Source organism: Actinoplanes octamycinicus (assembly GCF_014205225.1).
GTDB classification, from domain to species: Bacteria; Actinomycetota; Actinomycetes; order Mycobacteriales; family Micromonosporaceae; genus Actinoplanes; species Actinoplanes octamycinicus.
The window spans coordinates 8126537-8149383 of the sequence record NZ_JACHNB010000001.1; the positions used below are offsets into that span (position 1 = coordinate 8126537).

A 22847-nucleotide genomic window follows, 5' to 3' on the forward strand; every position below is an offset into this window, starting at 1 on the left:
CGAGACCCTGAAAGCCGCCTCGGCGTATTTCGCTGCGAAGCTCGACCCGACCCGGCGACGGTCCTGACGTTCATCGACACCGCGCACAGCAGCCGCCCGGTCAGCGCATACCGGTGACTGCGCCCATCCGCCAGTGCCAGCACCGCGGTGGCCTGCTGCGCCCGCAGGAAGTCGGCACCGGACACCAGCGCCGGATGGGTCCGCACCGCCGAAGTTTCTCACTCCCCCGCGGGTTCCACACCCGCACCGGTTCGGTACTCGTGGGCATCATTACCTCAGGCAGTACGGAAATCGCGGGAGGCAATAGCGCGCTCCCGAAAACTGGACACCATCTCAGCATTTGAGGCATCGATCACCGCAACCTCACCGGCCAGATTTTCGATTGATTTCAGCACGGAAGACACTACTGGCGTCTCCAATATCTCTGATTCGGATAGACCAGGCTGCCGATGAATGATCACATAATCAGCAATCTCGTAGTAGTAATTAGCCACCAGTACGCCACACTCACTGGTTCGCAACTCGGCACATCGAAGTCCGTAACACACGGCCGTCAATACATGCGTTCCCGCCGAAAGGAGACCGTCTTCGTCGTCGTAGAGGATTGCTTCAGCCTGGCTATGTAGATCTTCATTCTGGCGCAGGTCCGCGAGGGGATGCGGGACGCTATGCCAGCACAAGTCAACGGACCGTGCCACGATGTCCCGAGGAATCCGGTCGGCCCCGGGCGCCGTCGACCCGAACTGATCGACCAGGGCTTCCAGACAGGCGGCCGCGAACGCCACCCTTTGCCCGGGGGTCACCATCTCCAAGGTGGAATGCAACTCGTCGACGTTCAGCATGTTCGTCAGTCTACAAATATCTGGGATCGATGATCGACCCCCCGAACCCATTGGGCCATGTCGCCGTATGAGGACTGTGCACGATACCGCCCGATTCCCGAACAAACAATTCGCACAAATTGCAAAACTCGCGCTGACTTCCCACCGCCCGCACGTCCTGGCCATCCTTTAGCGCGCCCCCGACAGCCGTAGGTTCGCCATGCTGAACGTCCTCAAGGGCCGACCGTTCCTGTCCGGATCGGACAGGGGCACGTTGCCCCCGGGTCAGGTCAACCTGGCCTACATAGTTAGGCCCATCGGTTTTGATCACGGCAACTGTCCGCATGTCGAACGCAACATAGTCGGGTTTAGCTTTTCACAGATGCCAGTTGTGGATTTGATGGGCGCGGACAAGAGCCTCGTCCGCGCCACTCTCCAGATCCGAGGATTGTTGCGGTTTGGTGCCCATCGGGTCGACCAGGCCGGTGGGCTGGTTGAGCACATAGGTGTAGAGGTTGGTGTCGCCGGAGGCGAGGCCGAGCGGGTCGCGGCTGAGGAATCGACCGGTGCCGGGGGCGTAGAAGCGGGAGCGGTAGTTGTAGAGGCCGTTGCCTTCGTCTTCGCGGCCGGTGAAGCGGATGGTGTTACCGCTGTCGTTGCCGTTGACGGTGGTGGTGCCGAACGGGTCGTAGCTGTATTCGGCGTTGACCGCGGTGGTGTCGGCCAGGCCGATGGTGGAGCCGAGGCTGTCGGTGAGCAGCGATTGGGTTCTGGTCGGCGTGATGCGGGCGAAGATTTCGTCGATGCCGCCGGGCACCATGTGGGCGGTGGCGGTGCCGCCGACGTTTTCTTGGACGGCGTTCTGCCCGGCGAAGAGGTAGTTGGTGGTGGTGCCGCCGGTGGTGCGGGTGTCGCGGCGGCCCATGCCGTCGTAGCCGCAGTTGACCGTCAGACCAGGCTTGCTGTAGGCGGTGAGCTGGTTGCGGGCGTTCCAGGTGTACGTGGTGATGCCGTCGGATTTGACGTTGCCGTCGGCGTCGTAGCTGTAGCCGCCGCCGGTGCGCTGGTCGGCGTCGTCGTAGCTGACCGGCCCGAAGGCTGCCGGCAGTTCGACGCGGGCGTAGCTGCCGTCGAGGTGGATCGGCTGGCCGACGGCGTCGCGGGTGTAGGTGATCGCGCCGAGGGTGCTGGTGCCGCGGGTGTAGGGGATGCCGGTCAGGCGGCTCGCATTGTCGTACCCGTAGGTTTGGGTGATTCCGGCCGGGAGCGTGACCGTTTTGCGGCGGCCGGCGGCGTCGTATCGGCTGTTGGTGACATCGGTGCCGCAGGTAACGGTGAACAGCTGACTGGCCGCGAAAGCTTAGGCCGGACGGTATTCGACCTCCGGCCGTCCCGGGCCGCCGTATCGTGGCCAGCGGGTCACCCGCCCGGAGTCCGCCAGGTGTTCGAGATAGCGGCGAGCCGTTACCCGTGAGGTGCCGGCGCGAGCCGCGACCTCGGCGGCCGACAGGCCCCCCGGGGCGGCCACCTCCCGCAGAGCGGCCAGCACCAGGTCGAGCGTGCCGGCGTCGAGCCCTTTGGGCAGGGTGTCCTGGTCGGTGCCGCGCAACGTCGCGAACACCCGGTCGATCTCGTGCTGGGCGGTCACCCGTCCGGCTTCGCGCAGCTGGCTGCGGTAGCGGGCATAGCGGTCGAGCTTGTCGCGGAAGGCCGCGAAGGTGAACGGCTTCAGCAGGTAATGGGTGACGCCGAGCGCCACCGCCTGCCGGACCATGGCGATGTCCCTGGCCGACGTCACCGCCAGCACGTCGGTGCCGCTGCCCGAGCTGCGCAGCGCCCGGGCCACCTCGAGACCGTGCAGGTCGGGCAAGTTCAGGTCGAGCAGGACCAGATCGATCGGCTGGGCCCGCAGCGCCGTTAGGGCGGCGCGCGCGGTGTGGGTCACGGCGACGACCACGAACCCGTCGACCTTTTCGGTGTACGCGCGGTGCGCGTCGGCGATCAGCGGCTCGTCGTCGACGACCAGCACCCGGATGGCGGCCGTCATGTCGGCACCGGCAACCGGACCGTCAAAACCGCGCCACCGTGGGGAGCGGCCGTGACCGCATAGCTTCCCCCGTACCGTTCGGTGACCTGCCGGACCAGCGACAGGCCGACGCCGCGCCCCGGCCCCGGCTTGGTTGACCAGCCACGACGGAATGCCGCGGCGGCCTGCTCCGCGCTGAGACCGGGACCGGTGTCCCCCACCTCGACCAGCACCTGGTCGTCCTGGTGGCGCACCAGGACGCGGACGCGGCGGGGCGGTGCGGCCCCGGCCACCGCCTCGAGCGCGTTGTCGACCAGGTTGCCGACGACGGTCAGCAGGTCGCGGCTGGGCAGTGGCTCGCCGGTCAGCCGGGAATCCTCGTCCACGCACAGCTCCACACCTCGTTCGCCGGCCTGAGCTGACTTGCCGAGCAGCAGCGCGGCCAGCGCCGGCTCGTCGACCGCGCCCACCACCCGGTCGGTGAGCTGCTGGGCCAGAGCCAGCTCCGCGGTGGCCAGGTGGATGGCTTCCTCGGCGCGGCCCAGCTCGACCAGCGTGAGCACGGTGTGCAGCCGGTTGGCGGCCTCGTGCGCCTGGGCCTGCAAGGCCTGGGTGAGGCCGCGGACCGAGTCGAGCTCGCCGGCGAGCGTGCGCAGCTCGGTGTGATCGCGCAGCGTCAGCACGGTGCCCAGGCTACGACCTCCGAAGCGGGTCTCTCGGCGGCTCGCCACCAGCATCCGGTCGCCCGCGAGCACTGGCTCGTCCACCGTGGGCTGCCGGGAGGCGATCAGTGCGGCCGCCTCCGGCGGCAGAACGAGATCGGCAGCTGGTACCCCCGCGGGCACGCCCAGCAGCCGGCGCGCCTCGTCGTTGATCAGGGTCACCCTCCCTTGGCGGTCGACGACCACCAGGCCCTCGCGGACGGCGTGCAGGACCGCGTCGTAGTACTCGTACATCCGGGTCATCTCCGCCGGGCCGAGGCCGTGCGTCTGCCTGCGCAGCCGTTGGCTGAGCAGCCAGGAGCCGGTCCCGGCGAGCAGCAGCGCCAGCCCGGTCGTGATCGCCATCGCCGGTACCTGCGCCAGCAGACCACGATTGATGGAGGCGGTGGTGATGCCGACCGAGACCAGCCCGACGATGACGCCGCTGCCGGGATCACGGATCGGGACGACGGTACGTATCGATGGGCCCAGGCTCCCGCGATACTCTTCGATCACGGTGCCGCCACGCAGCGCCCTATCGATCGAGCCATCGAACGGTCGCCCGATCCTGTTCCATTTCGGATGTGTGAAACGGGTCCGGTCCGGAGCCATCACCACCACGAAATCGGTCTCGGTGGCCAGCCGGGTCGCTTCCGCGAACGGCTGCAACACGGCGGTGGGGTTCGTCGCGCGCAGCCCGGCGGCCACCGCCGGCGAATGCGCGATGGTCTCGGCCACGCCGACCACCTTGGCGATCGCGGCGCTGCGCGCGTCGCGGCGGGCCAGCAGAGCCGCGCTCGTACCGCCGGCCGCGACCAAAAGTGTCACGACCAGCACTTGCAGGGCGAAAAGCTGCCCCGCGATGCTCCAGCGCCGGGTCATCGTCGTCGGCCTCAAATCCTTGAAGGAAAGCGAAGTGGTGAACAGAATGAACGCAAGGATGCTCCTTGGTGAGACCCAGACCACAGTCTGGGCATGGCAACTTCCGCGTCAACACCGGTCCGCCGCGACCGGATCCACTACCTCTATCCGGCGGTCGTCGTCGCTGTCGTGCTCGGTGTCGCCGTCGGCTTCCTCGCCCCGGACGTCGCCGTCGAGCTGCGGCCGATCGGCACCGGCTTCGTCAACCTGATCAAAATGATGATCACCCCGGTCATCTTCTGCACCATCGTGCTGGGAGTCGGCTCGGTGCGGCAGGCCGCCAAGGTCGGCCGGATCGGCGGCCTGGCCCTGGGCTACTTCCTCGCCATGTCCACGGTGGCTCTGCTCATCGGGCTGGTGGTCGGCAACCTCGTGCATCCCGGCTCGGCGCTGCACCTCAGCGAGTCGGTGGCGCAGGCCGGACAGAAGGCGGCCGGCGACACCGCGGCCGAGGGCACCGCCGACTTCCTGCTCGGCATCATCCCGACCACGCTGCTGTCCCCGCTGACCGAGGGCAACGTGCTGCAAGCCCTGCTGGTGGCGTTGCTGACCGGCTTCGCGGTGCAGGCGATGGGCGCACGCGGCGAGCCGGTGCTGCGGACCGTCGGGGTGATCCAGCGGCTGGTCTTCAAGATCCTCGCGATGATCATGTGGCTGGCGCCGATCGGTGCATTCGGCGCCATGGCTGCCGTGGTCGGCGCGACCGGCGTCGACGCGCTCATCAGCCTCGCCCAGATCATGCTGGGCTTCTACGCCACCTGCGCGATCTTCGTGGCCGGAGTGCTCGGCACGCTGCTCTGGGCGGTCGCCCGGATCAACATCTTCACCCTGTTCCGCTACCTGGGCCGCGAGTTCCTGCTGATCCTGTCCACCTCGTCGTCCGAGTCGGCACTGCCCCGCCTGATCGCCAAGATGCAGCACGCCGGGGTCAGCAGGTCGGTCGTCGGCATCACGGTGCCAACCGGGTACTCGTTCAACCTCGACGGCACCGCCATCTACCTGACGATGGCCTCACTGTTCGTGGCCCAGGCGATGGGCGACCCGCTGTCGGTGGGCGAACAGGTCTCCCTGCTCCTTTTCATGATCATCGCGTCGAAGGGCGCGGCCGGGGTGACCGGCGCCGGCCTGGCAACCCTCGCCGGCGGACTGCAGAGCCACCGCCCCGACCTGGTCGACGGGATCGGGCTGATCGTGGGCATCGACCGATTCATGTCCGAGGCCCGGGCGCTGACCAACTTCGCCGGCAACGCGGTGGCCACCGTGCTCATCGGGGTGTGGACGCGCGAGTTCGACCGGGACCGGGCACGCTCGGTGCTGCGTGGTGACGATCCGTTCGACGAGACCACCATGGTCGACGACGAACACAACGCACCCGAGCCGGTCGCCGGCGAGCAGGTGGCCCGATGAGGGTCACCGCGCTCGGCGCCGCCACGCTCGCCGCCGCGGCGCTGCTGGCCGCACCGGCCGGCGCGAGCGCGCACCACCCGGCCCGTTGCGGGCAGTCCTCGACCGGCAGCCCCGGTAGCACGACCACCCACACCCTGACCAGCGGCGGCGTGCAGCGCAGCTACCGGCTGCACCTGCCGGACGGCTACCGGCAGGACCGGCCCACCGCGCTGATCCTGTCCTTCCACGGGCGCACCCGCACCGCCGAATATCAGGAACAGCTCACCGGAATGTCGGGGCTGCCCGCCATCCTGGTCTACCCGCAGGGCACCGTCGGCAACGACGGGCAACCTTCCTGGCAGGGCGCGCCGTACTCATCCGGCGCCGACGACGTCCAATTCACCAGCGACCTGATCACTCAATTGCAGCGTGACCTGTGCGTCGACCCGGCCCGGGTCTACGCCACCGGAAAGTCCAACGGCGGCGGCTTCGCGGCCCTGCTGGCCTGCCGTCTGGCCGGTCGGATCGCCGCCGCCGCACCGGTCTCCGGCGCGTTCTATCCGCAGGGCGGCGCCTGCAACCCGGTACGGCCGGTGCCGATCATCGACTTCCACGGTGGCGCGGACACGACCATCCCGTACGCCGGGGACGCCACCAAAGGGCTGCCCGCGCTGCCGGACTGGCTGGCCGGATGGGCCGGCCGCAGCCGCTGCCGCGCCGGCGCCAGGAGCAGCACCCCGGTCGCCGGGGTTACCCGGCTCGCCTGGCCGGGCTGCGCGGCCGACGTGGTGCACTACCGGGTCGACGCGCTCGGGCACACCTGGCCCAGCACCACGCCGAACAACGACTCGGCCACCCCGACCGTGCTGGACGCCACCCCCCTGATCTGGAAGTTCTTCCGCGAACATCCGCTCGCCGGCGCGCCGGTGGTGAACACCGCAGGCGGACTTCTGCGCGGCTACGCGAGCGCCGGCGTGGAGGCGTTCCTCGGCGTCCCGTACGCCGCAGCCCCGCTCGGTGACCGCCGGTTCCGCGCACCACAACCCGCACCCGGCTGGTCCGGCATCCGGCCGGCGAGCGCCTTCGGCGCGAACTGCCCGCAGGGTGACCACGGCAGTGAGGACTGCCTGTTCCTCAATGTCTACCGGCCGGCCGGCACCCGCTCCGGCGACCGGCGTCCAGTGTTCTTCTGGATCCACGGCGGCGGCTTCACCGGCGGCTCCGGCGACCAGGACGGCAGCGCCCTGGCCCGCACCAACCGGATGATCGTGGTGACCGTCAACTACCGGCTCGGCGCGCTCGGCTTCCTGGCCGACCCCGCGCTGGCGGCTGCCGACGGCTCCGCCGGCAACTACGGCCTGATGGACCAACAGGCGGCGCTGCGCTGGGTACGGCGCAACGCCCAGGCGCTCGGCGCGAACCCGGGCAAGGTGACCATCGGCGGCGAGTCCGCCGGCGGCGGCTCGGTCTGCGCGCAACTCACATCCCCCGCGGCGACTGAGCTGTTCCGGGCCGCGGTGATCGAGTCCGACGATTGCCTGCACGACGTCGACTCGCTGGCACACGCCCAGCAGCGGGGTGCCGCGATCGTGGCCGGCGTCGGGTGCGCCGACGCCACCGACGTGGCCGCGTGCCTGCGCGCGGCGCCGGTCGCCGCCCTGATCAGGAATACCGGGTACATCGCCCCCAACACCAGCGGCCGGACGTTGCCGGCGGTGCCGGTCACCGCGATCGCGACCGGCAGGTGGAACAAGGTGCCCGTCCTGCTGGGCAGCAACCGCGAGGAGGGCCGGTCGTTCGCGACCTTCGCCACCGGCTACAACGAAGCACATTACCGGCAGTGGCTCGCCGCCGGGCCGGCGTGGCCGCCCGCGCCCGGCACCGTCAGCTTCGGAGCGGACGCAGCCGAGCGGATCGCCGAACGCTATCCGCTCGCGAACTACCCGGCTCCCTACCCGGCTGCGTACGCGATCGGTGCGGTCATCACCGACAGCGGCACGCGGGGACTCGGCGGTTGCACCCAGCTCTCCCTCGCTCAGCAACTGAGCCGGCAGACGCCCACCTACTACTACCAGTTCGAGGACCCGAGCCCACCCCGGCTGTCGAGCACACCGGCCGACTTCGACTATGCGGCGGCACACGCGTACGAACTGCCCTACCTGTGGCCGGGGATGAAGGACGGGTCCGGGCAGCCCTTCCAGGACCGGATGTCGCGGGGACAGCGGCAACTGTCGGACCGGATGATCCGGGCCTGGGGGTCGTTCGTGAACCGGGGCAGCCCGGAGACGAACTGGCCGGCTCTGCGTGGCGGTGACGGGCGGCTGGTCTCGCTGCAGCCCGGCCCGGCTCATCAGGTAATCCGGGCAGGCGATGTGTCCCGGGCCCACCACTGCGATCTCTGGGATCAGCTCATGAAGGAGAAATGATGCGACACCGTAAGGCGCGGCTTCTCGCTCTCATTACCGGCGTCCTCGCCCTGCTCCCCGGGTACGTGGCCGCGACCCCCCTGCGGTCCGACGCGGCCACCTTGTCGCCGATCGCCAGCCTTTCCCTGGTCAACAACCTCTCCAGGAAGCCGATCCTGGGAGTCAGTCCGGTCCTCGACGACACGGTCGTCGACCTGACGAAACTGGCCAACCGCAATCTCAGCCTGCAGGCAAACCTCACGTACGGTGCCTCCGCCGGAAGCGTCAAGTTCACGCTGTCCGGGGCGACCGGATCCGCGTACACGCGCACGGAGAACGTCGCCCCGTACTTCCTGTGCAACGACTACGTCGACTGCCCACTGCTGGCCACCTCGGACAGCTACACCCTCACCGTGCAGGCGTTCTCCGGAGCCGACGCCTCCGGCGGCACGCTCGGGAGCGCGTCCGTTGTGCGCTTCCGGGTCTCGGCGACCGCCGTCGCGGTCCCGGCGGTCGACGTCCTGTTCGTCGGAAACAGCCTGATCGGCACTCCCACCGTCTCCACCGGCCAGGACACGCCTCAGGTGCTGCAGAGCCTGGCGTCGGCGGCCGGCCGGACGGTGAACGTCACCAAGGTGATCCACTTCGGGAACACCCTGCAGCAGACCTGGGATGCGGGTGAGGTCGCGCCGGCGGTGAACGGCTCCAAGAAGTACGACTACGTGGTGCTCCAGGAGTACAGCTCGCTCGTTCCCACCAACCTCACCGCGGCAACGAATACCCTGCTGAACACATACGCTGCGGCCATCGCGAAGGTCCTGAAACCCGGCGGCAAGGTGGTGTTGTTCAAGGACTGGGCGATGGTGGACCCGGCGCCATTCGCCAACCGCGCCGCGTACGTCGCCGCACTGGACGCCAATTACGCCACCCTCTCCGGCAAGCTCACCCTGCCCACCATCGTCGCCCCGATCAGCGACACGTTCGAGACCCTGATCGCGACGAAGGGCACCTCCTACCTGATCATCGCCGACGGCAAACACCCACACGGCAGGGCGATCTACCTGAATGCCGCGACGCTCTACGGCATCCTGTTCCGCTCGTCGCCGCGGAACCTGTCCAACCTCTACGTCGACAGCGACAGCACGACGGCACCCCAGCTACGCGCCGTGTCGGCCACGGCGGTCGGCTACTGACGCGGAACTCAACAACTTCACCGCCATGAACATCGCCGAAGGCCTCAACTTCACGGCGCCAAATGCGAATAACCGACTCAAACGCCTAGTCGCAGCGCGCATTCTCATCCGCCAACAGCGGGTAGCCGAATATGAGGTATCGATCGGCGAACATTGGAGCGCATTTCATCAACTTGTGCCGACATCAAGTTTCCCAACTCGCCTCCTCCCGAACCAAGGTCCGAAAACGGCCGCACCTCGGGAAGAGCACACCGGCTATCAGTACAATTCCTATCAAGCAGGATTGCCGCACATGGCGGCTGGCTAGCTCCTAATATCCAACCGGCCACTCCCTGAATCAAAGCAGAGAATTCACGTGAAGGAAGCCTGCTCGATCGCATCGTATCGGGCAGGCTTCCTTCAGGCTGGACGAAGGGGAATCTTTCAGATCGTTCGGATCTTAGAGACCTTGTGGAAGGCTATTTGCTGATCGACGATCTCGGCCAGCCTCGCAGTATCTCGTGATCGCCGCTCCAAGTCTTCGAGCCAGGCTTCACTGCCCTTCCAGGTCGGAGGCAGTCGCGAAGTGGGCCAAGCGGTCGCCAGCTCACGTGCTAACCGCAAGCTATCGGCGACAGAGTCTTCGATCCCTGCGACCGCAGGGATAAGAACACTATCCTCCACTTCAATAACTGCAGGCGCCAAACCTTTCTCAAGTCTATTTAAAGCAAACTGGCGATATACGTCAACAATCTGCGGGATAGTCGGCCAATCTTGCAACGGTAACGCGCTCTGGCGCTCCAGGAGTCGCGCAGCATCAGCCAACGCTGTGTCGTGATCAGCGAAAGCAATCTGCATACCGTATCCGTTCGGCCCGGCTAGTTGCTGGCGAAGTGTCAGCGTCAGTACTGGAGGAAATTCGCGTGTCAACGCATGGACGTGACAGACCGGTTCGTACCGGTCTCCCGAGCTAGTGCGGTCCAGCGTGATGCCTTGCAATACCGGCCCGACGCGCCGCAGGAGAACCAACGACCTGAAAACATCGAAGTTTGGGAACTCTTTTGCCCAGTCGGCGGTCGCTCGCTTGACCGTTGCTGCAGCCGGTTTACTCACGGGTTCACCTCCACTGACTTCGTATAACCGGGAACGTTGAGCGCGTTCTTGATTGCCTGGGCCTTCGAGAACCCCTTGCCGGGGTTTATCACGAATTTGTAGTCATAGACTACACCCGTCGCGTCCGTTCCCGGGTGCCTACTGCAGTGGAATAGTTGCAGATAGGACCAGCATGGCATTGGTTCATGTCAATATAGCGACACCAACCATTGTCATATGTCTCGCCGCCCAGACTCGGTATACCAAGGGTTGAGCACTCGGTCGAGGCCGGAGGCGCCGCCTTTCCAGCAGTTTGAGGATGGCCAGCGGGACGGGACATCCCGTTCAGCCTGGCGTCTGCAGCGGCCCGCGGGCGGCAGCGAGGAATTCTGAGCGGCATGGGGCGCAGGTCTTTCGGTGCTGGCCGAGGTGTTGAGGGCAACGGTCGGCGGTGGGTGGCGGCGGCAGGGCCGCACCTCGGAGCTGCTGCGGTCGGCGCGACCACCAGAGGTGCTTGGAGACTTCCTGTGGAGCCACTTCGTCTGACGTGCTTCGGGTGTCGGGGGTAGTCGTGTGCTTGCGGCCATTTTGTCGGGGGTCGGTTCGCTTGGTGACGGCCCGGATCACCTGGTTGATGGCGTTCGCGGCGAGGCGGTAGATGGTGGTGGCGCCCTTTCGAGTGCGGGCGATCAGGCGGCCCAGGGCGACCAGCTTGGCGAGGATGCGGGTGACGGTCCGGTCGCTGACGCCCACGTAGCCGGCGATGGTGGCGACGGACGGGTAGGCGTCGCCGGCGCCGTTCATGTGGGCGGCTACGGCAATCATGACCATGCGTTCGTTTTTGGTGAGGTCTTTGGAGGCGAGCAGGGCAGCTTTGACCAATTGACCGCTGGCGAAGGGTGCATTTCCGACTGCCGGCTCGGTCGGAGGCTTCATTTCGACATTCCTTTCAGGAATTCACGATGAAACGATTCATTTTGCGGACAGAACTATGGCCATGGCGAATGGCCGGGACATCATTCGGCGTTGAGATCTACGCCGCGGGCATGTAAAAAGGCCGTCGGTTCGACCGCGTTCGCCTCGGTGGCGGGGCCTTCGGTGTGGGTTTCCAGGTGTAGGTGCGGGCCGGAGGAATGGCCGCTGCTGCCGACTTCGCCGATGAGTTGGCCGGTGGTGACTCGCTGTCCCACGGTCACGGTCGGGTGGTGGCTCATGTGGCAGTAGCGGGTGACGGTGTGGTCGGCGTGTTCGATTTCGGCGTACCAGCCGCAGCCGAGCACGGTGACCGGGTCGCCGTCGACGTCGCAGGAATACGGGGTGCCGTTGGGGCGGTGAGCGTTGCATCGGACGGTGATGACAACGCCGCTGGCGGCGGCCCGGATCGGACTCCCCCGGGCGGCGATCAGGTCGACGCCGTCGTGACCGGGACGTTCGGTAGTGCGGAAGCCGGAGCCGACTTCGCCGTTGACCGGTTTGGTCCAAGCGGTGGTGCAGGCGGGGCCGGCTGACGCCGACCCGATGGCGGAGGCGGCGACGAGGGCGGTCGCTGCGGTTTCCCATTTCGCGTACGCGGTGGGGTAGGCGCTGCGCTGGACGGCCTGAGCCACCTCGGTGAGTGGCCGGGTCTGCCAGTCGGGGACGGTGAGCAGGCGCTGGTAGAAGGCGGTCGCGGCGTAGGCAGGGTCGCGGACCTGGGCGGGTGTCCCCCAGCCCTGGCTGGGGCGTTGCTGGAACAGGCCAAGGGAGTCGTGGTCGTTGCGGGCGCCGAGGTCACCGAGGTTGCGCAGGCCCGATTCCTGCAGTGCGGTGGCGACGGCGATGATCTGGCCGCGCGGCGGGATGTGCAGGGACGCGCCGACGCGGGCGATCAGGGCGGCGTTCGCGCGCTGCTGCGGGCCGAAGTCGGCGGCGGCTGCAGTCGAGGCAGGGCAGCTGGCGCTGGTGGCGGTGGTGGTGAGCAGGGTGACGCCGCCCAGGCACAGGACCAGGGCGGCGGTGGTGCCGGTGGCGAGGGCGGGCAGCAGGCGGGCGCTCATGGCCGTACGCAAATCATGGTTTTGTCTCCACGAAAAAAGAGGTGGGCGGCCACTGGTGTGGCCGCCCGGATCGGGTCAGGTGTGCAGGTCGGTGAGGATGTCGGTGGCGCTGCTGACCGGGCGGGTGCGCTGGTCGCGGCGCAGCAGGTCGTGGCCGCCGGCGGAGTGGGCTGAGGTGATCGGGCCGGGGACGATCAGGGCGGCGCGGCCGAGGTGGGCGGCGTGGCGGATGGCTTCGAGGATGGGGCTGCGTAGGGCGGCTTCGATCAGGACGGTGCCGGCGGTGAGGGCGGCGAGCAGCCGTTGGGTGTAGAGGATGCGGCTGCGGGTCGCCTGGGCGCCGGGCGGGAACGGCGAGAGCAGCAGGCCGGTGTCGGCGATGGTGCTGAACAGGTCGTGGTTGACGGCCGGGTGCGGGCGGTCGAGGCCGGTGGGCAGGATCGCGATCGGCGGGCAGCTGGTCAGCAGGGCGCTGCGTAGCGCGGCGGTGGCGATCCCGAACCCGCCGTCGGCGACGATCGTGTGCTGCTGGCTGGCGAGCTGCTGGGCGAGGTCGGTGGCGGCGTGCCGGCCGTAGTCGGTGGCGGCGCGGGAGCCGACGATCGCGACCGAGGTGGCCGGGTCGGGGATGGCGGGGCCGCGGGTCCACAGGCACAGCGGCGCGTCGGCGGCGGGCAGGCCGGTCGGCCAGCCGGGGTCTTCCGGGATGAGGACTTGGCTGGTGCGGGCGGCGGCGCGCTGCGCGGCGACCCAGAGGCGGTCGGGGGTGCAGGAGCGCAGTTCGGGGCGCAGGGCGGTGCGGGGCAGCGGTTGTTCGGCCAGCAGGGTGACCGTTTGCTGCGGGCCGAGGACGGTGACCAGGTCGGTCAGGTCGGGATTGGCGGGTTCGAACAGCCAGGCGAGCTGGATGCGGGCGGCGCGAACGTCTTCAAGGGCCATCGGATGGCCCTCCTTCCCGGGAGAGTACGGGTGGGGCCGCGGCCTTCCGCGGCCCCACGATGGGGTGGGGTCAGCGGGTGGGAACCGGCCGGATGGCCAGCGGTGTGTGCTGCTGCCAAGAGGCGGCCAGCACGGCGGAGCGGGCCGGATGGGGCACGACGTCGTAGTCGTCGAGCCAGACGGCGTGCCAGGTGTCGGCGGGGCGGCCGCGCCGCAGAGCGGTGTCGTCGCTGGTCGGCAGGCCGGCTTCGGCGGCGCGGGGCTGCGCCCGGTAGTGCGGCATCCGGCCGGACAGCATCGGGCAGGCCCGGGTGCTGTAGGCGGCGCACGGCGGGCACAGGGCCGGCTCGGAGGTGCAGGACAGCAGCAGGTCCGCGGGCCGGGCGAACAGGATCAGCCGGTCACCGAGCCGGTGGCCGCAGACCTGGCAGCGGCGGCCGAGCAGCAAGGCCCGGTGCCGGCCGTCTTCGAGCAGCCCGAACAGGTACTGACCGTCGGCGGTGCGGGGTGTGGCGATCGGTACGACCAGGCCGCTGCTGGTCGGGCGGTGGTGCAGGTGAGCGGGGATGTCCATCGGTTCACTCCCGCCAGGTGCCCGGGTCGAGGCTGGTCAGCGGATCCGTGTTCGGGATGGGTCCGAACAGCTCGGTGAGCAGGGCTCGGGGGCTGGGGGCGCGGCGGCGGCTGCCGGGGAGTTTGCGGCCGTATCTCCACTGCCGGTTCCAGCTGCCGTCGCTGCTGAGCAGCAGGGCGTAGGGGGCGAGCAGGTGGCAGCGCAGCAGGGTCGCGGTGACGGCCAGGTCGTACGGCTGGCGGTTGGTCTTGCAGAAGTTCGCGACCCACATCGGCCGGTCGTCGTCGGGTTCGGGCAGCGGGAGGACGAAGGTGTCGGCGGACCGGCCGGGTTCGGCGTCGCCGTTGAAGCTGATCTCGCTGTCCGGGTGCAGGCTGGGGCGGCCGTAGCCGTAGGGGCCGGTGATCGTGATCCCGGCGCGGCGGACGGCGTCGATGATGCGGACGGTGTCGCCGATCAGTTGCGGCCAGCAGGTGCGGTAGCCGGGGTCGTTGACCAGCAGGCTCCAGTAGTGGGTGTAGCCCATCGCTCGGGTTCCTTTCGAAGGTGAGGGGAGTCCCGGGCGGCGGCGCGCCCGGGACGGTGGTGAGGTGGCCGGGCGTCGGCCGGTGCTGGTGCTGCTGGGTCAGTCGTCGTGCAGGGTCCGGCGCAGTGCTTCCGGGCTGATGCCGGCGTGGATGGCGCGCCGGAACAGGTCGGCGAACTCGTCGTCCGGGTCGGCTTCGCAGGCGCGGTGGGCGGCGAGCGCGGCGGTGACGCCGTCGCCGCGTTGCAGGGCGGCCAGGGCCAGGTAGAGGGCGGGGGTGGCGGCGAGCTGGCCGGATCCGGCGCGGCGGGTCAGGTCGGTCCACACCTGCACCTGCTCGGTGGTGCCGTGCACGCGGGTGATGGCGGCCTCGCGTAGCTGGGTGGAGGTGAGCAGCAACAGCAGCAGGGCGGCCCGGTCGTCGGACAGCCGGGTGCGGGTGGTGGCGGCGGTGACCGCTTCGTCGAGCAGCGTCGCGACCAGCTCGGCGGCGGTGTCGGCGTGCATCGGGAGCCGGCCGGATCGGAGGGCGGCCCGGACCGCGGTACGCATCCGCTGGCGTTCGTCACCGGTGACCGGAGCCAGCCGGGCGGCGAGGGCGTCGCGGTCGGGGGCGATGCTCACCCCGGCGTAGGTGGCGGTGGCGGCGACGATCGAGGTGCTCGGGTCGTACGGAAGCCCTTTGATCTTGCAGTCGGGTTCGTCGCAGCCGACGTGCCACACCTGGTCCTCGCCGACGCGCATCGCCTGCAGGACGGTCACGCCGGCCTGTTCGAAGACGTCGATGGCCTGCTCGATGGCCTGCTGCATCGGCTCGCGCGGGCCGTAGCCGATCAGCATGACCTCGGTCATGTCGTTGGCCAGCAGGACGTGGGCCAGGTCGTGGGCGGTGTGCCGGTAGTCGGGGCCGTCCGGCAGTTCCTGGGCGCCGGCGCATCCGACCGTGCCGTTGTCGATGGCCAGGAAGGTGAGGCTGTTGTGCGGCTGGTAGCCGAGCAGGTACGGCACGACGGTGGCGGCCTCGGTGGGGTTGCTGAGCCGGATGAACGGTCGTTGCATGACGGGTTCTCCTCGCGAGAGAGGGGAACCTGCGCACGATCCGGCTGCTCGCCGGGACGGTTGCGCAGGTTCCCCGGCGACAGGGATAGAGGGGTGTCAGGGGCGGAGCGTCGGGTAGTGGCAGAGGCAGTAGCCGAGCGGCATGCCGCAGTCGCAGCAGGCCCCGCACCAGGCGCATTGTTCGTCGCGGTCGGCGAGCGGGCCGCCGCAGGCGCGGCAGACCGGCCATCGGCCGATCAGCGGGTCGGGCGAGGGCAGATAGTCGCGGTTGGAGTACCAGATCCCGTTGGCCCACTCCCCCGCGTGCTCGTTGAGCAGGTAGGAGGTGTGCCGGAAGCGGCGGTCCACGCTCAGGATGACGATCTTGTTGGCGGGTCCCATCCACTGCTGCAGCCGCCTCCTGGTGCGGCGGTGGCGCAGCGAGCCGAGGCTCGGGATCAGCTCCTCGGCGGCTAGCTTGGTGTCCGAGCGTGGATCCCGGCGACGTACCCGGATCGGCAGGATTCCGTTGTGGGCCAGGACGGTGCGCTGGTCACCGCCGACCGCGTACGGGTGGCAGTTGGCCACGTCGATCCGGCCGGCGGTAGCCAGCCGGGAGTGGAACAGGGCGTCCCCGTCCGGATGCCGCGTCCGGGCGGCGGCGAACTCGTCGATCAGCCGATCGGCGTTCATCCCGCGCCGGACCAGCAGGCCGGTGGTGGTGACGATGGCGAAGCCGTGCCCGTCGTCGTTGAGGACCGCGCCGTTGGCCAGGGCCTGCAGGTCGGGCCGGACGCTGGCGGGCAGGAAGGTCAGCAGGCACATGCCAGTGCCTCCAGCTGGCCGGCCAGCGGCGTGTACCGCGGTTGATCATCGAGCCAGTCGGTGAACGCCGGCCAGGTCCAGCCGCCGGCGGCGACGGCGGCGAAGTCGAGGGTGCGGGTGTATTCGACGGAGGCGGCGGAGAACGCGAACGCCGCCTTGATCACTTGCGGGTCCAGGGAGCCGGCGAAGATCCGCAGCTCGAAGGTGTGCAGGTTGTTGGTGTTGATCGCCCGGTACTTGTCGCCGTAGTAGTTGTCCTTGACGTACCGCTTGACCGCGCGGCGGTCCTCGTCGCGGAACGCCGCCCAGCCCGGGGCGTGCCGCCGGGCGACCCGCAGAACCTGCGGTTCGTTGCGGTAGATGAACTTCATCCACCGGTATTTGTGCGCGTCTGACGAGAATCCGGCCTTCGACAGGTGCACGTGGATGCCGGTGGCCTCCGAGGTGATACAGCCGCTGGCGCGCAGCCGGCCGAGCAGATCCCACGGGAAGTGTTCGAGGGCCCAGTCGTAGGACATCGGATGGGTGACCATCTCGAATCCGCAGGTCAGCGAGTCATCGTGTTTCAGATAGCCGAGTTTGCCGAGGCCATTGCTGGCGATCTCGGCGCACCGGTACGGGTCGCCGTCGCCGATCTCGACCTCGATCTCCGGGCCGAGGAACAGCGGTCCGGTTCCGTGGAAGACCGGCCGCGGCCGGTAGTCGTACGGGCGGACCAGACCGTCGAACGAGGTGCCGGCGTCGTCGCAGTAGCCGCAGTCCCCGCATTCGCACGGGCAGCCGTTCGCGCAGCGGTCCTCTTCGTGGTGCCAGCCGGAACACGTCCCGCACTGCAGGTAGCAGTAGTCGCGGCAGGCGAGACAGATCCGCTGGCCGTCGGTGGTCTGGACCAGATTGTCCGCGCTTTGATCGCAGCGCTCACACACCGTGGTCTGCAACGGCATGGTGGTACACCTCCAGGAGGGGTTCCCGGCACGCAGGCGCACCGGGGTCTCCACTCCCGGTGAACGCGCCTGGCGCTGATCGGGATGGATGGATGGCAGCCGATGGCTGCCGGGTCCTAGCGGGACGCCAGGACGATGCCGCCGCCTTGGCGTTTGGCGGCGTACATCAGGCGGTCCGCGCGGGCGAACGCCCGCCGGTGGTCACCGCCGGTGAGCCGGCAGACGCCGGCACTGAACCGGACCGCGAACGGCCGGCCGAACAACGCCATCGGCGCCGCCAGCACGGCCGCCAGAGCGTCCTGAACCTGTTCGGGTGGGCGGCGGCTGATCAGGACGAACTCGTCGCCGCCGAGCCGGGCCACCAGCTCCCCCGGTCCGGCAACCGAGCAGAGCCGCTCGGCGAGGGTGGCCAGCAGGGCATCGCCGCCGGCGTGCCCGAATCGCTGGTTGACGCCGTGCAGGTCGTCCCCGTCGACCAGCGCCACCGTCAGCTCCCCCGAGGCCTGGTCGAGGAACTGCTCGGCGACCCGGCGCACGAACACCCCGGTCACCGGATCGCGGCGGGCCTGCGCCGCCTCGGCGCGGGAGCGGGCGACGAGCGCACTGACGAAAGCCGCGTGCGCCGGGACCAACGCGGCCAACACCGGGCCGACAGCACCCAACACCCGATCCGCGACCACCGCCCCGGCGACCAACAGCACCTCCGCCACCAGAACCACCAGCACCCCGCAGGACACGGAACGTTCGATCCGGCCGGTCATCGGCGGGCCTTCGGCTCCGTCACCGCGGCGACCAGCACATCGCGGCCCTGCCGGACGGCCAGGCAACGGTTGGCTGTTTCCAGATAGGTCAGCCGGGTGTCGAGCCGATCGCCGGTCTCGGCCAGCAGGGTCTTGCCGTCCGGGTAGAGCAGCCGCTTGCCCGGCACGGCGGACAACCAGCCCAGGTGCGCGTAGGCGTCCAGACCCAGTTGCAGCGCCTCCAGGTGCCCGGTCGGCAGGTCGACCGGGCGGTGCGGCAACGCGTTGAACACTCGCATCGCCGCGATCCGCGGCTGCGCCAGGTAGTCCGCCTGCGCCCGGGCCAGCTCGTATTTGGCCGGGGCGTCGCGGTGCCGGTCCAGGAACATCCAGTACGGACGGGCGGCCGGGGTGCCGGCGACCGCCGCGCGCCAGATCTGCCACCGGTGCCAGTGCATCCGGTGCCCGCAGGCCCGCATCGCGTTCAGCTCCAGGCGACGGATCGGTCCGCCGGCGACCGTGCCGCGGCGCGGCAGCAGCAGCGTGCCGCGACGCCACCAGGTGGTGGCCGGGAAGTGCCGGACCAGCGCGGTCACGGACAGGTTGACGGCCGACAGCCGGGTGCCGACGGCTTCGGCGAACTGGGTGGACGGGGTGTCTGCCGGCAGGCAGACGAGGGTCAGACAGGACATGGTGATCCTCCAGGGATCAGAAAGAAGGGGAAACAGAGGTGCGCCGACAGGCGCGCGGGACGGCACACGGCCGTGCAGAGTTGCGGTTCGCCAATTGCCGACGTACGGAGCGAGCCGACCTGCCGGGCACCAAGGCGCGAGAGGTGGGCGGTGGCTACCGCGATCGTGGGCGGCGAAGCCCGCGAGGTGGAACTAAGGGGTCACAAACGTGATGGCGTGACCGTAGCCGCCGTACCCAACAGCCCGCATCTGTTGGCCGTCAGCGGCGTACCGTTGACGACGGGCCACCGGGCTTGCGCAGGTCATTGCACTGATCGCAAGCAGAGAAACTGGATGACCTCGGTGTTGGACGACGCGTTGCGTCGGCTGCGTACCACCAACAGTCTGTCCAATCGACAGCTCGCCGGCTTTTCCTTGCGAGCCACGGGCAGATCAACAAGCCGGAAACGGGCGTCGCTAGCCAACCCGGAGATCACCATTGCCATCGAGGCAGCCCTGCACGCCGGCGACCGGCTCATCGCCACGTTGTGCAGTGCGGTGCCAGCCGGGGTCGAAGGCGAGCTGGCGGTGCTCGAAGTCGCCCAACAGGGCCGCGGTCACGGACGCTCCGGATATGGCGAGCAGATCTCAGGCGCGGTCAGCGGCCAGTTCAGCCACACGGGCGCGGACCTGCTGGTTGTGCGGGTCGACGGTGATGGCGGCGCGCAGCAGCTCCAGCGCCTCGGCTGGTTCCGCGGCGGCGGCCAGGTCCAGGTAGGCGGTGAGTGCCTGGCGGCGGAACCGTTCGCGTGGGGCGGTCACCCAGGGCCAGTCGCAGCCTGCGGCGAGTTCGCCGGTGTAGGCGTCGACGATGGCCCGCTGGGCTTTGTGCCGCTCTGCCGCGGTGACGGCCTTGTCGAGGGCTGCCACGGCGGCGCGCCATGGGCGTACGTCGAGATCTGTTGCGGCGGTGAGCCGGTAGCGGCCGTTGGTGTGCTGCAACAGTTCGACGGGCGTGCCTGCTCGCAGGTCTTTGCGCAGGTCGCTGATCGTGACGTGCAGGCGGCCGGTGATGGTGGCGGGGCGCAGGCCGGGCCAGATCGCGGCGATGATCTCGTGGCCGGTGGCGCCGTCGGGGTGCAGGGCCAGGTAGGTGAGGACCTGACGGCCGGCGCTGCGGCGCACCGGGACCGGGCGGCCGTCGACGGTCAGTTCCCAGCCGCCGAGCAGGCGTAGTCGCGCCACCCCCGAGATCCGTTCCGGGTCCGGCGCGGGTGGTGCCGGGTGGGCCATGGTGAGCAGGGTGAACAGGTCCGCGGCGGCGCGCGGGTTGAGCACACACAGGCGGCGGTCGCGGCTGACGGTGCCGTCGGCGGCGACCTCCCAGCTGGTCGCAGCGTCGCCGGGTCCGGTGCACACCCAGGTGCCCGCGGTGGTCGGCGCCTGCAGGGTCAACGCGACCTCGCCGGTGGCGAGGTCGTCGAGGTCGTCGACGGCGCGCAGCCCGGCCGGCAGTGGCCCGCTGCGGTACGGGTCGTCGAACAGCTCGCCGAGGTCGGCCCAGGTCATCACCACCGGGCGGTGAGCGAGCAGCAGGGTGATCAGCAGACCGCGCAGGGCGTCGCGGGCGCCCGGGCCGGTCAGCTGGATACCGCCGGGTGGCAGGCTGCCCGGGTCGAGCAAGGCAGCCGGACCGGTGCCGCCGTCGGTGGCGGCGGTGATCGCGGTGACGGTGACCGGCAGCGGCTGCAGGTCCTGCTCACCGGGCGCGGCGGGACGGTAGTCGCGGCGGCGGCGCAGCCAGAGCGCGGCGGCGGTCGTCGCGACGGCCTGGCCGACCGCGGCCGGCACCCAGCCGGCGCCGTCGGGCAGGTCGACGCCTTGCGCGGCGGCATCGGTGGCCGGTGGGGCCGTGACCGCTGGGGCGGCGACCACCACGGCGGAGCCGCCGACCACGACCGCGCTGGCCACCGATCCCGCGGTCAGCCGTCCCGGCCGGGGCAGGCTCAGATGGGCCCGGGCGTGCCGGTAGCCGCGGCGCAGCAGGTGAATGCTGAGCAGCAGCCACAACCCGCCCAGTGGGATGGCGGCCAACGCGATCGCCTTCGCCGGGGTGACCGGGTCGCTTTCGAGCAGCTGGCTCCAGGACGGCAACGACCAGTGGGTGAGGCCGACCACGATCAGCACCGGTGGGCCGGCGACCAGGATGCTCGCGACGAGGAGGGCGCCGACGGCCCGGATCGTGCGGATCACCGCAGCAGCGTCCACAGGCGTTGCATCCACCAGCCCAGCACCGCCACGGCGACTGCGACACCGATCGGGTTCTGCAGCCGCCAATCGGTGATGAAGAACCCGAACACGCCCAGGGTGGTCGCCGCGATGGCGCGCAGCAGCACGACCCGGACCAGCAGCATGCCGATCCCGACACCGATCAAGGCCACGCCGATGCGCTTGGCGGCCACGTACACCACGTGCGGCGCCCACACCCACCAGGAGCTGATCACGTAGGCGAACACCAGGTCCCCCACCGCGATGATCAACAGCGGCGTCATCGGGAAGGCCAGGAACGCCTCCCAACCGCCGGCCGGCGGGTATGGACGACGGCGAATGATCACAGCGAACGTGATGGCGACCGCCGCGATCGGCAGGATCGGCAGCAGCGCCCACCGCAGCGGGATCCGATACGGATAGATGAAGTAGAGAGCCGCGCAGACCGCGAACAGGGTGGCGACGATCAGCGCGATGACGGTGCCGGCGACCAGCCCGGCCGACAGCTGCTCGCGGCCGTCCCACCGGCCGCGCAGCCGTTCGTCCTGCGCCAGCACCGCACCCAGCCACGGGCCGGCGGCCAGGCACACGGCCAGCACCAGCAGGCAGGAGATGACCAGCTCACCGTAGTTGGCCATGACCCACCACGGCCGGGTGTGCAGGACCCGCGAACCGCTCATGTTCGCGGAGAACACCATGTGCAGGAACATGCCCAACGCCAGCAGACCGGGCAGCAGCAGACCGAGGATCCGGCGCAGCGGCGGGGCGGGCGGCGCCGCAACCGCGTCGGCCACGCCTGCCGGTGCGGTCGCGTCCGCGGCGCCGAGGACTACGGCTTGGCCGGGTGCCGGGGGCACCTGCACTTCGACGCCGAGGCGCTGCTCCAGGGCGGGGCGCAGGGCGGGCATCGCGGCGGCGGCGCCGACCGCGTAGACCGCGGACAGGTTCGCCGGGGTCAGCTCGGCCGCCTCGACCGCGGCCGCGGCCAGGTCCGCGGCCCGCTGCAAGACCGGGGCGGCGGCCTGCTCGACCAGGGCAGCGTTGAGCACGACCGCAGGATCAGGCGGGGGCAGCGGGACGGTCACGGCGGGCTGGTGCGAGACCGCTTCTTTTCCGGTACGCATGCTCGCCAGCAGCGGCCACGACGGTGTCCCGCCTTCGACGCCGGCGGCGGGCACCAGGACGCCGGCGAGTTGCTGGTCGATCGCGTGGCCGCCGGCGTTCGCGTCCTCGAGGGTGGACAGCACCTCGAAACCCGCCGGGCCGCGGCGCAGGACAGTGGCCTCGGTGGTTGCGCCGACGTCGCAGATCAGCACGAACGCGCCGACCGGGAGCTGTACGCCGGAGCGCAGCTGCTGGTCGGCGGCGGCGATCGGGGCGTCGACCAGCTGCGGCAGGCCGAGACCGGCCTGGTTGGCGGCGCTGCGCAGCCAGGTGCGCCGGCGCGGACCCCAGCCGGCCGGGACGGTGAGCCGGACGTCGTCCGGGACGCTGCCGAGGATCCGGTTGGCCTCGGCGGCGAACAGGCGCAGCGTGGCGGCGACGAGGTCGGCGAGGGCGACGCTGCGGCCGTGCCGGGTGATGGTGGGCGATCGCTCGGCTCGCGGGGCACCGACGAAACCGTCCGGGTCGGTGGCGGCCAGCCGCCACGCGGCGTTGCCGACGGTGATCTGGCCGGCCTGATCGACATGGGCGGCGCTGGTCGGTTCCGTGCTGCCGTCGATCATCAACGGCTGCGCCGGTTGACCGGGAATGACCAGAA

22 protein-coding genes are annotated in these 22847 nt (G+C 69.7%); 4 read left to right on the forward strand and 18 right to left on the reverse strand.

Features of this window, described 5'->3' with window-relative positions; genetic code table 11:
* Positions 1–275: 275 nt before the first annotated feature.
* From BJY16_RS36720 to BJY16_RS36740, 4 genes are all read right to left on the reverse strand, one after another.
* Positions 276–842: a hypothetical protein gene (locus tag BJY16_RS36720; RefSeq protein ID WP_185044148.1), complete on the reverse strand. Its 567-nt coding sequence runs from the start codon at positions 840–842 to the stop codon at positions 276–278.
* A 355-nt stretch (positions 843–1197) separates the two neighbouring features.
* Positions 1198–2163: an RHS repeat-associated core domain-containing protein gene (locus BJY16_RS49140; RefSeq protein WP_486303884.1), complete on the reverse strand. Its 966-nt coding sequence runs from the start codon at positions 2161–2163 to the stop codon at positions 1198–1200.
* Between the two features lie 18 nt (positions 2164–2181).
* The gene (locus BJY16_RS36735) at positions 2182–2868 is read right to left on the reverse strand and encodes a response regulator (RefSeq protein ID WP_185044150.1); all 687 of its coding nucleotides are present in this window, start codon (positions 2866–2868) and stop codon (positions 2182–2184) included.
* Positions 2865–4430 carry a sensor histidine kinase gene (locus tag BJY16_RS36740; RefSeq protein WP_185044151.1) on the reverse strand — a complete coding sequence of 522 codons (1566 nt, stop codon included), beginning with the start codon at positions 4428–4430 and terminating at the stop codon, positions 2865–2867. The genes BJY16_RS36735 and BJY16_RS36740 overlap by 4 nt, the downstream gene beginning before the upstream one ends.
* A gap of 93 nt (positions 4431–4523) precedes the next feature.
* Here BJY16_RS36740 and BJY16_RS36745 point away from each other — a divergent pair, with 93 nt between their 5' ends.
* The 4 genes from BJY16_RS36745 to BJY16_RS36760 are packed head-to-tail and all read left to right on the forward strand — an operon-like array spanning position 4524 to position 9760.
* Positions 4524–5876, forward strand: a complete 1353-nt coding sequence (locus BJY16_RS36745) for a cation:dicarboxylate symporter family transporter (RefSeq protein WP_185044152.1) — start codon at positions 4524–4526, stop codon at positions 5874–5876.
* Positions 5873–8281, forward strand: coding sequence for a carboxylesterase family protein (locus tag BJY16_RS36750; protein WP_185044153.1), 2409 nt, complete (start codon positions 5873–5875; stop codon positions 8279–8281). Before BJY16_RS36745 ends, BJY16_RS36750 begins: the two co-directional genes overlap by 4 nt.
* Positions 8281–9453: a hypothetical protein gene (locus BJY16_RS36755; RefSeq protein ID WP_185044154.1), complete on the forward strand. Its 1173-nt coding sequence runs from the start codon at positions 8281–8283 to the stop codon at positions 9451–9453. The genes BJY16_RS36750 and BJY16_RS36755 overlap by 1 nt, the downstream gene beginning before the upstream one ends.
* A 25-nt stretch (positions 9454–9478) precedes the next feature.
* Positions 9479–9760, forward strand: a complete 282-nt coding sequence (locus tag BJY16_RS36760) for a hypothetical protein (RefSeq protein WP_185044155.1) — start codon at positions 9479–9481, stop codon at positions 9758–9760.
* 116 nt (positions 9761–9876) lie between these two features.
* Here BJY16_RS36760 and BJY16_RS36765 read toward each other — a convergent pair whose 3' ends face one another.
* From BJY16_RS36765 to BJY16_RS36830, 14 genes are all read right to left on the reverse strand, one after another.
* A complete protein-coding gene (locus BJY16_RS36765) occupies positions 9877–10545 on the reverse strand; it encodes a hypothetical protein (protein ID WP_185044156.1) in 669 nt (222 codons plus the stop codon).
* A 324-nt stretch (positions 10546–10869) separates the two neighbouring features.
* Positions 10870–11460 (reverse strand): helix-turn-helix domain-containing protein, encoded by a 591-nt coding sequence (locus tag BJY16_RS36770; protein WP_185044157.1) that lies wholly within the window; start codon positions 11458–11460, stop codon positions 10870–10872.
* Between the two features lie 80 nt (positions 11461–11540).
* Positions 11541–12560, reverse strand: a complete 1020-nt coding sequence (locus BJY16_RS36775; RefSeq protein ID WP_185044158.1) for a M23 family metallopeptidase — start codon at positions 12558–12560, stop codon at positions 11541–11543.
* 75 nt (positions 12561–12635) lie between these two features.
* Entirely contained in the window at positions 12636–13499 is an 864-nt protein-coding gene (locus BJY16_RS36780; protein ID WP_185044159.1) for a DNA-processing protein DprA, read from the reverse strand.
* A 70-nt stretch (positions 13500–13569) separates the two neighbouring features.
* A complete protein-coding gene (locus BJY16_RS36785; protein WP_185044160.1) occupies positions 13570–14073 on the reverse strand; it encodes a hypothetical protein in 504 nt (167 codons plus the stop codon).
* A gap of 4 nt (positions 14074–14077) precedes the next feature.
* A complete protein-coding gene (locus BJY16_RS36790; RefSeq protein WP_185044161.1) occupies positions 14078–14599 on the reverse strand; it encodes a hypothetical protein in 522 nt (173 codons plus the stop codon).
* Between the two features lie 99 nt (positions 14600–14698).
* On the reverse strand, positions 14699–15658 hold the full coding sequence (locus BJY16_RS36795; protein WP_185044162.1) for a DUF4192 domain-containing protein: 960 nt from the start codon (positions 15656–15658) through the stop codon (positions 14699–14701).
* 96 nt (positions 15659–15754) lie between these two features.
* Positions 15755–16462, reverse strand: coding sequence for a class II glutamine amidotransferase domain-containing protein (locus BJY16_RS36800; RefSeq protein ID WP_185044163.1), 708 nt, complete (start codon positions 16460–16462; stop codon positions 15755–15757).
* Entirely contained in the window at positions 16450–17406 is a 957-nt protein-coding gene (locus tag BJY16_RS36805) for a hypothetical protein (protein WP_203759026.1), read from the reverse strand. Before BJY16_RS36805 ends, BJY16_RS36800 begins: the two co-directional genes overlap by 13 nt.
* A gap of 116 nt (positions 17407–17522) precedes the next feature.
* On the reverse strand, positions 17523–18167 hold the full coding sequence (locus tag BJY16_RS36810; RefSeq protein WP_185044164.1) for a GGDEF domain-containing protein: 645 nt from the start codon (positions 18165–18167) through the stop codon (positions 17523–17525).
* Positions 18164–18838 carry a hypothetical protein gene (locus BJY16_RS36815; RefSeq protein WP_185044165.1) on the reverse strand — a complete coding sequence of 225 codons (675 nt, stop codon included), beginning with the start codon at positions 18836–18838 and terminating at the stop codon, positions 18164–18166. The genes BJY16_RS36810 and BJY16_RS36815 overlap by 4 nt, the downstream gene beginning before the upstream one ends.
* 456 nt (positions 18839–19294) lie before the next feature.
* Complete coding sequence (locus tag BJY16_RS36820; RefSeq protein ID WP_185044166.1) at positions 19295–19438, reverse strand: hypothetical protein; 144 nt, start codon at positions 19436–19438, stop codon at positions 19295–19297.
* A 27-nt stretch (positions 19439–19465) separates the two neighbouring features.
* Positions 19466–21070 carry an AfsR/SARP family transcriptional regulator gene (locus BJY16_RS36825; protein ID WP_185044167.1) on the reverse strand — a complete coding sequence of 535 codons (1605 nt, stop codon included), beginning with the start codon at positions 21068–21070 and terminating at the stop codon, positions 19466–19468.
* Positions 21067–22812 (reverse strand): Hsp70 family protein, encoded by a 1746-nt coding sequence (locus BJY16_RS36830; RefSeq protein ID WP_185044168.1) that lies wholly within the window; start codon positions 22810–22812, stop codon positions 21067–21069. The genes BJY16_RS36825 and BJY16_RS36830 overlap by 4 nt, the downstream gene beginning before the upstream one ends.
* Positions 22813–22847: the final 35 nt, after the last annotated feature.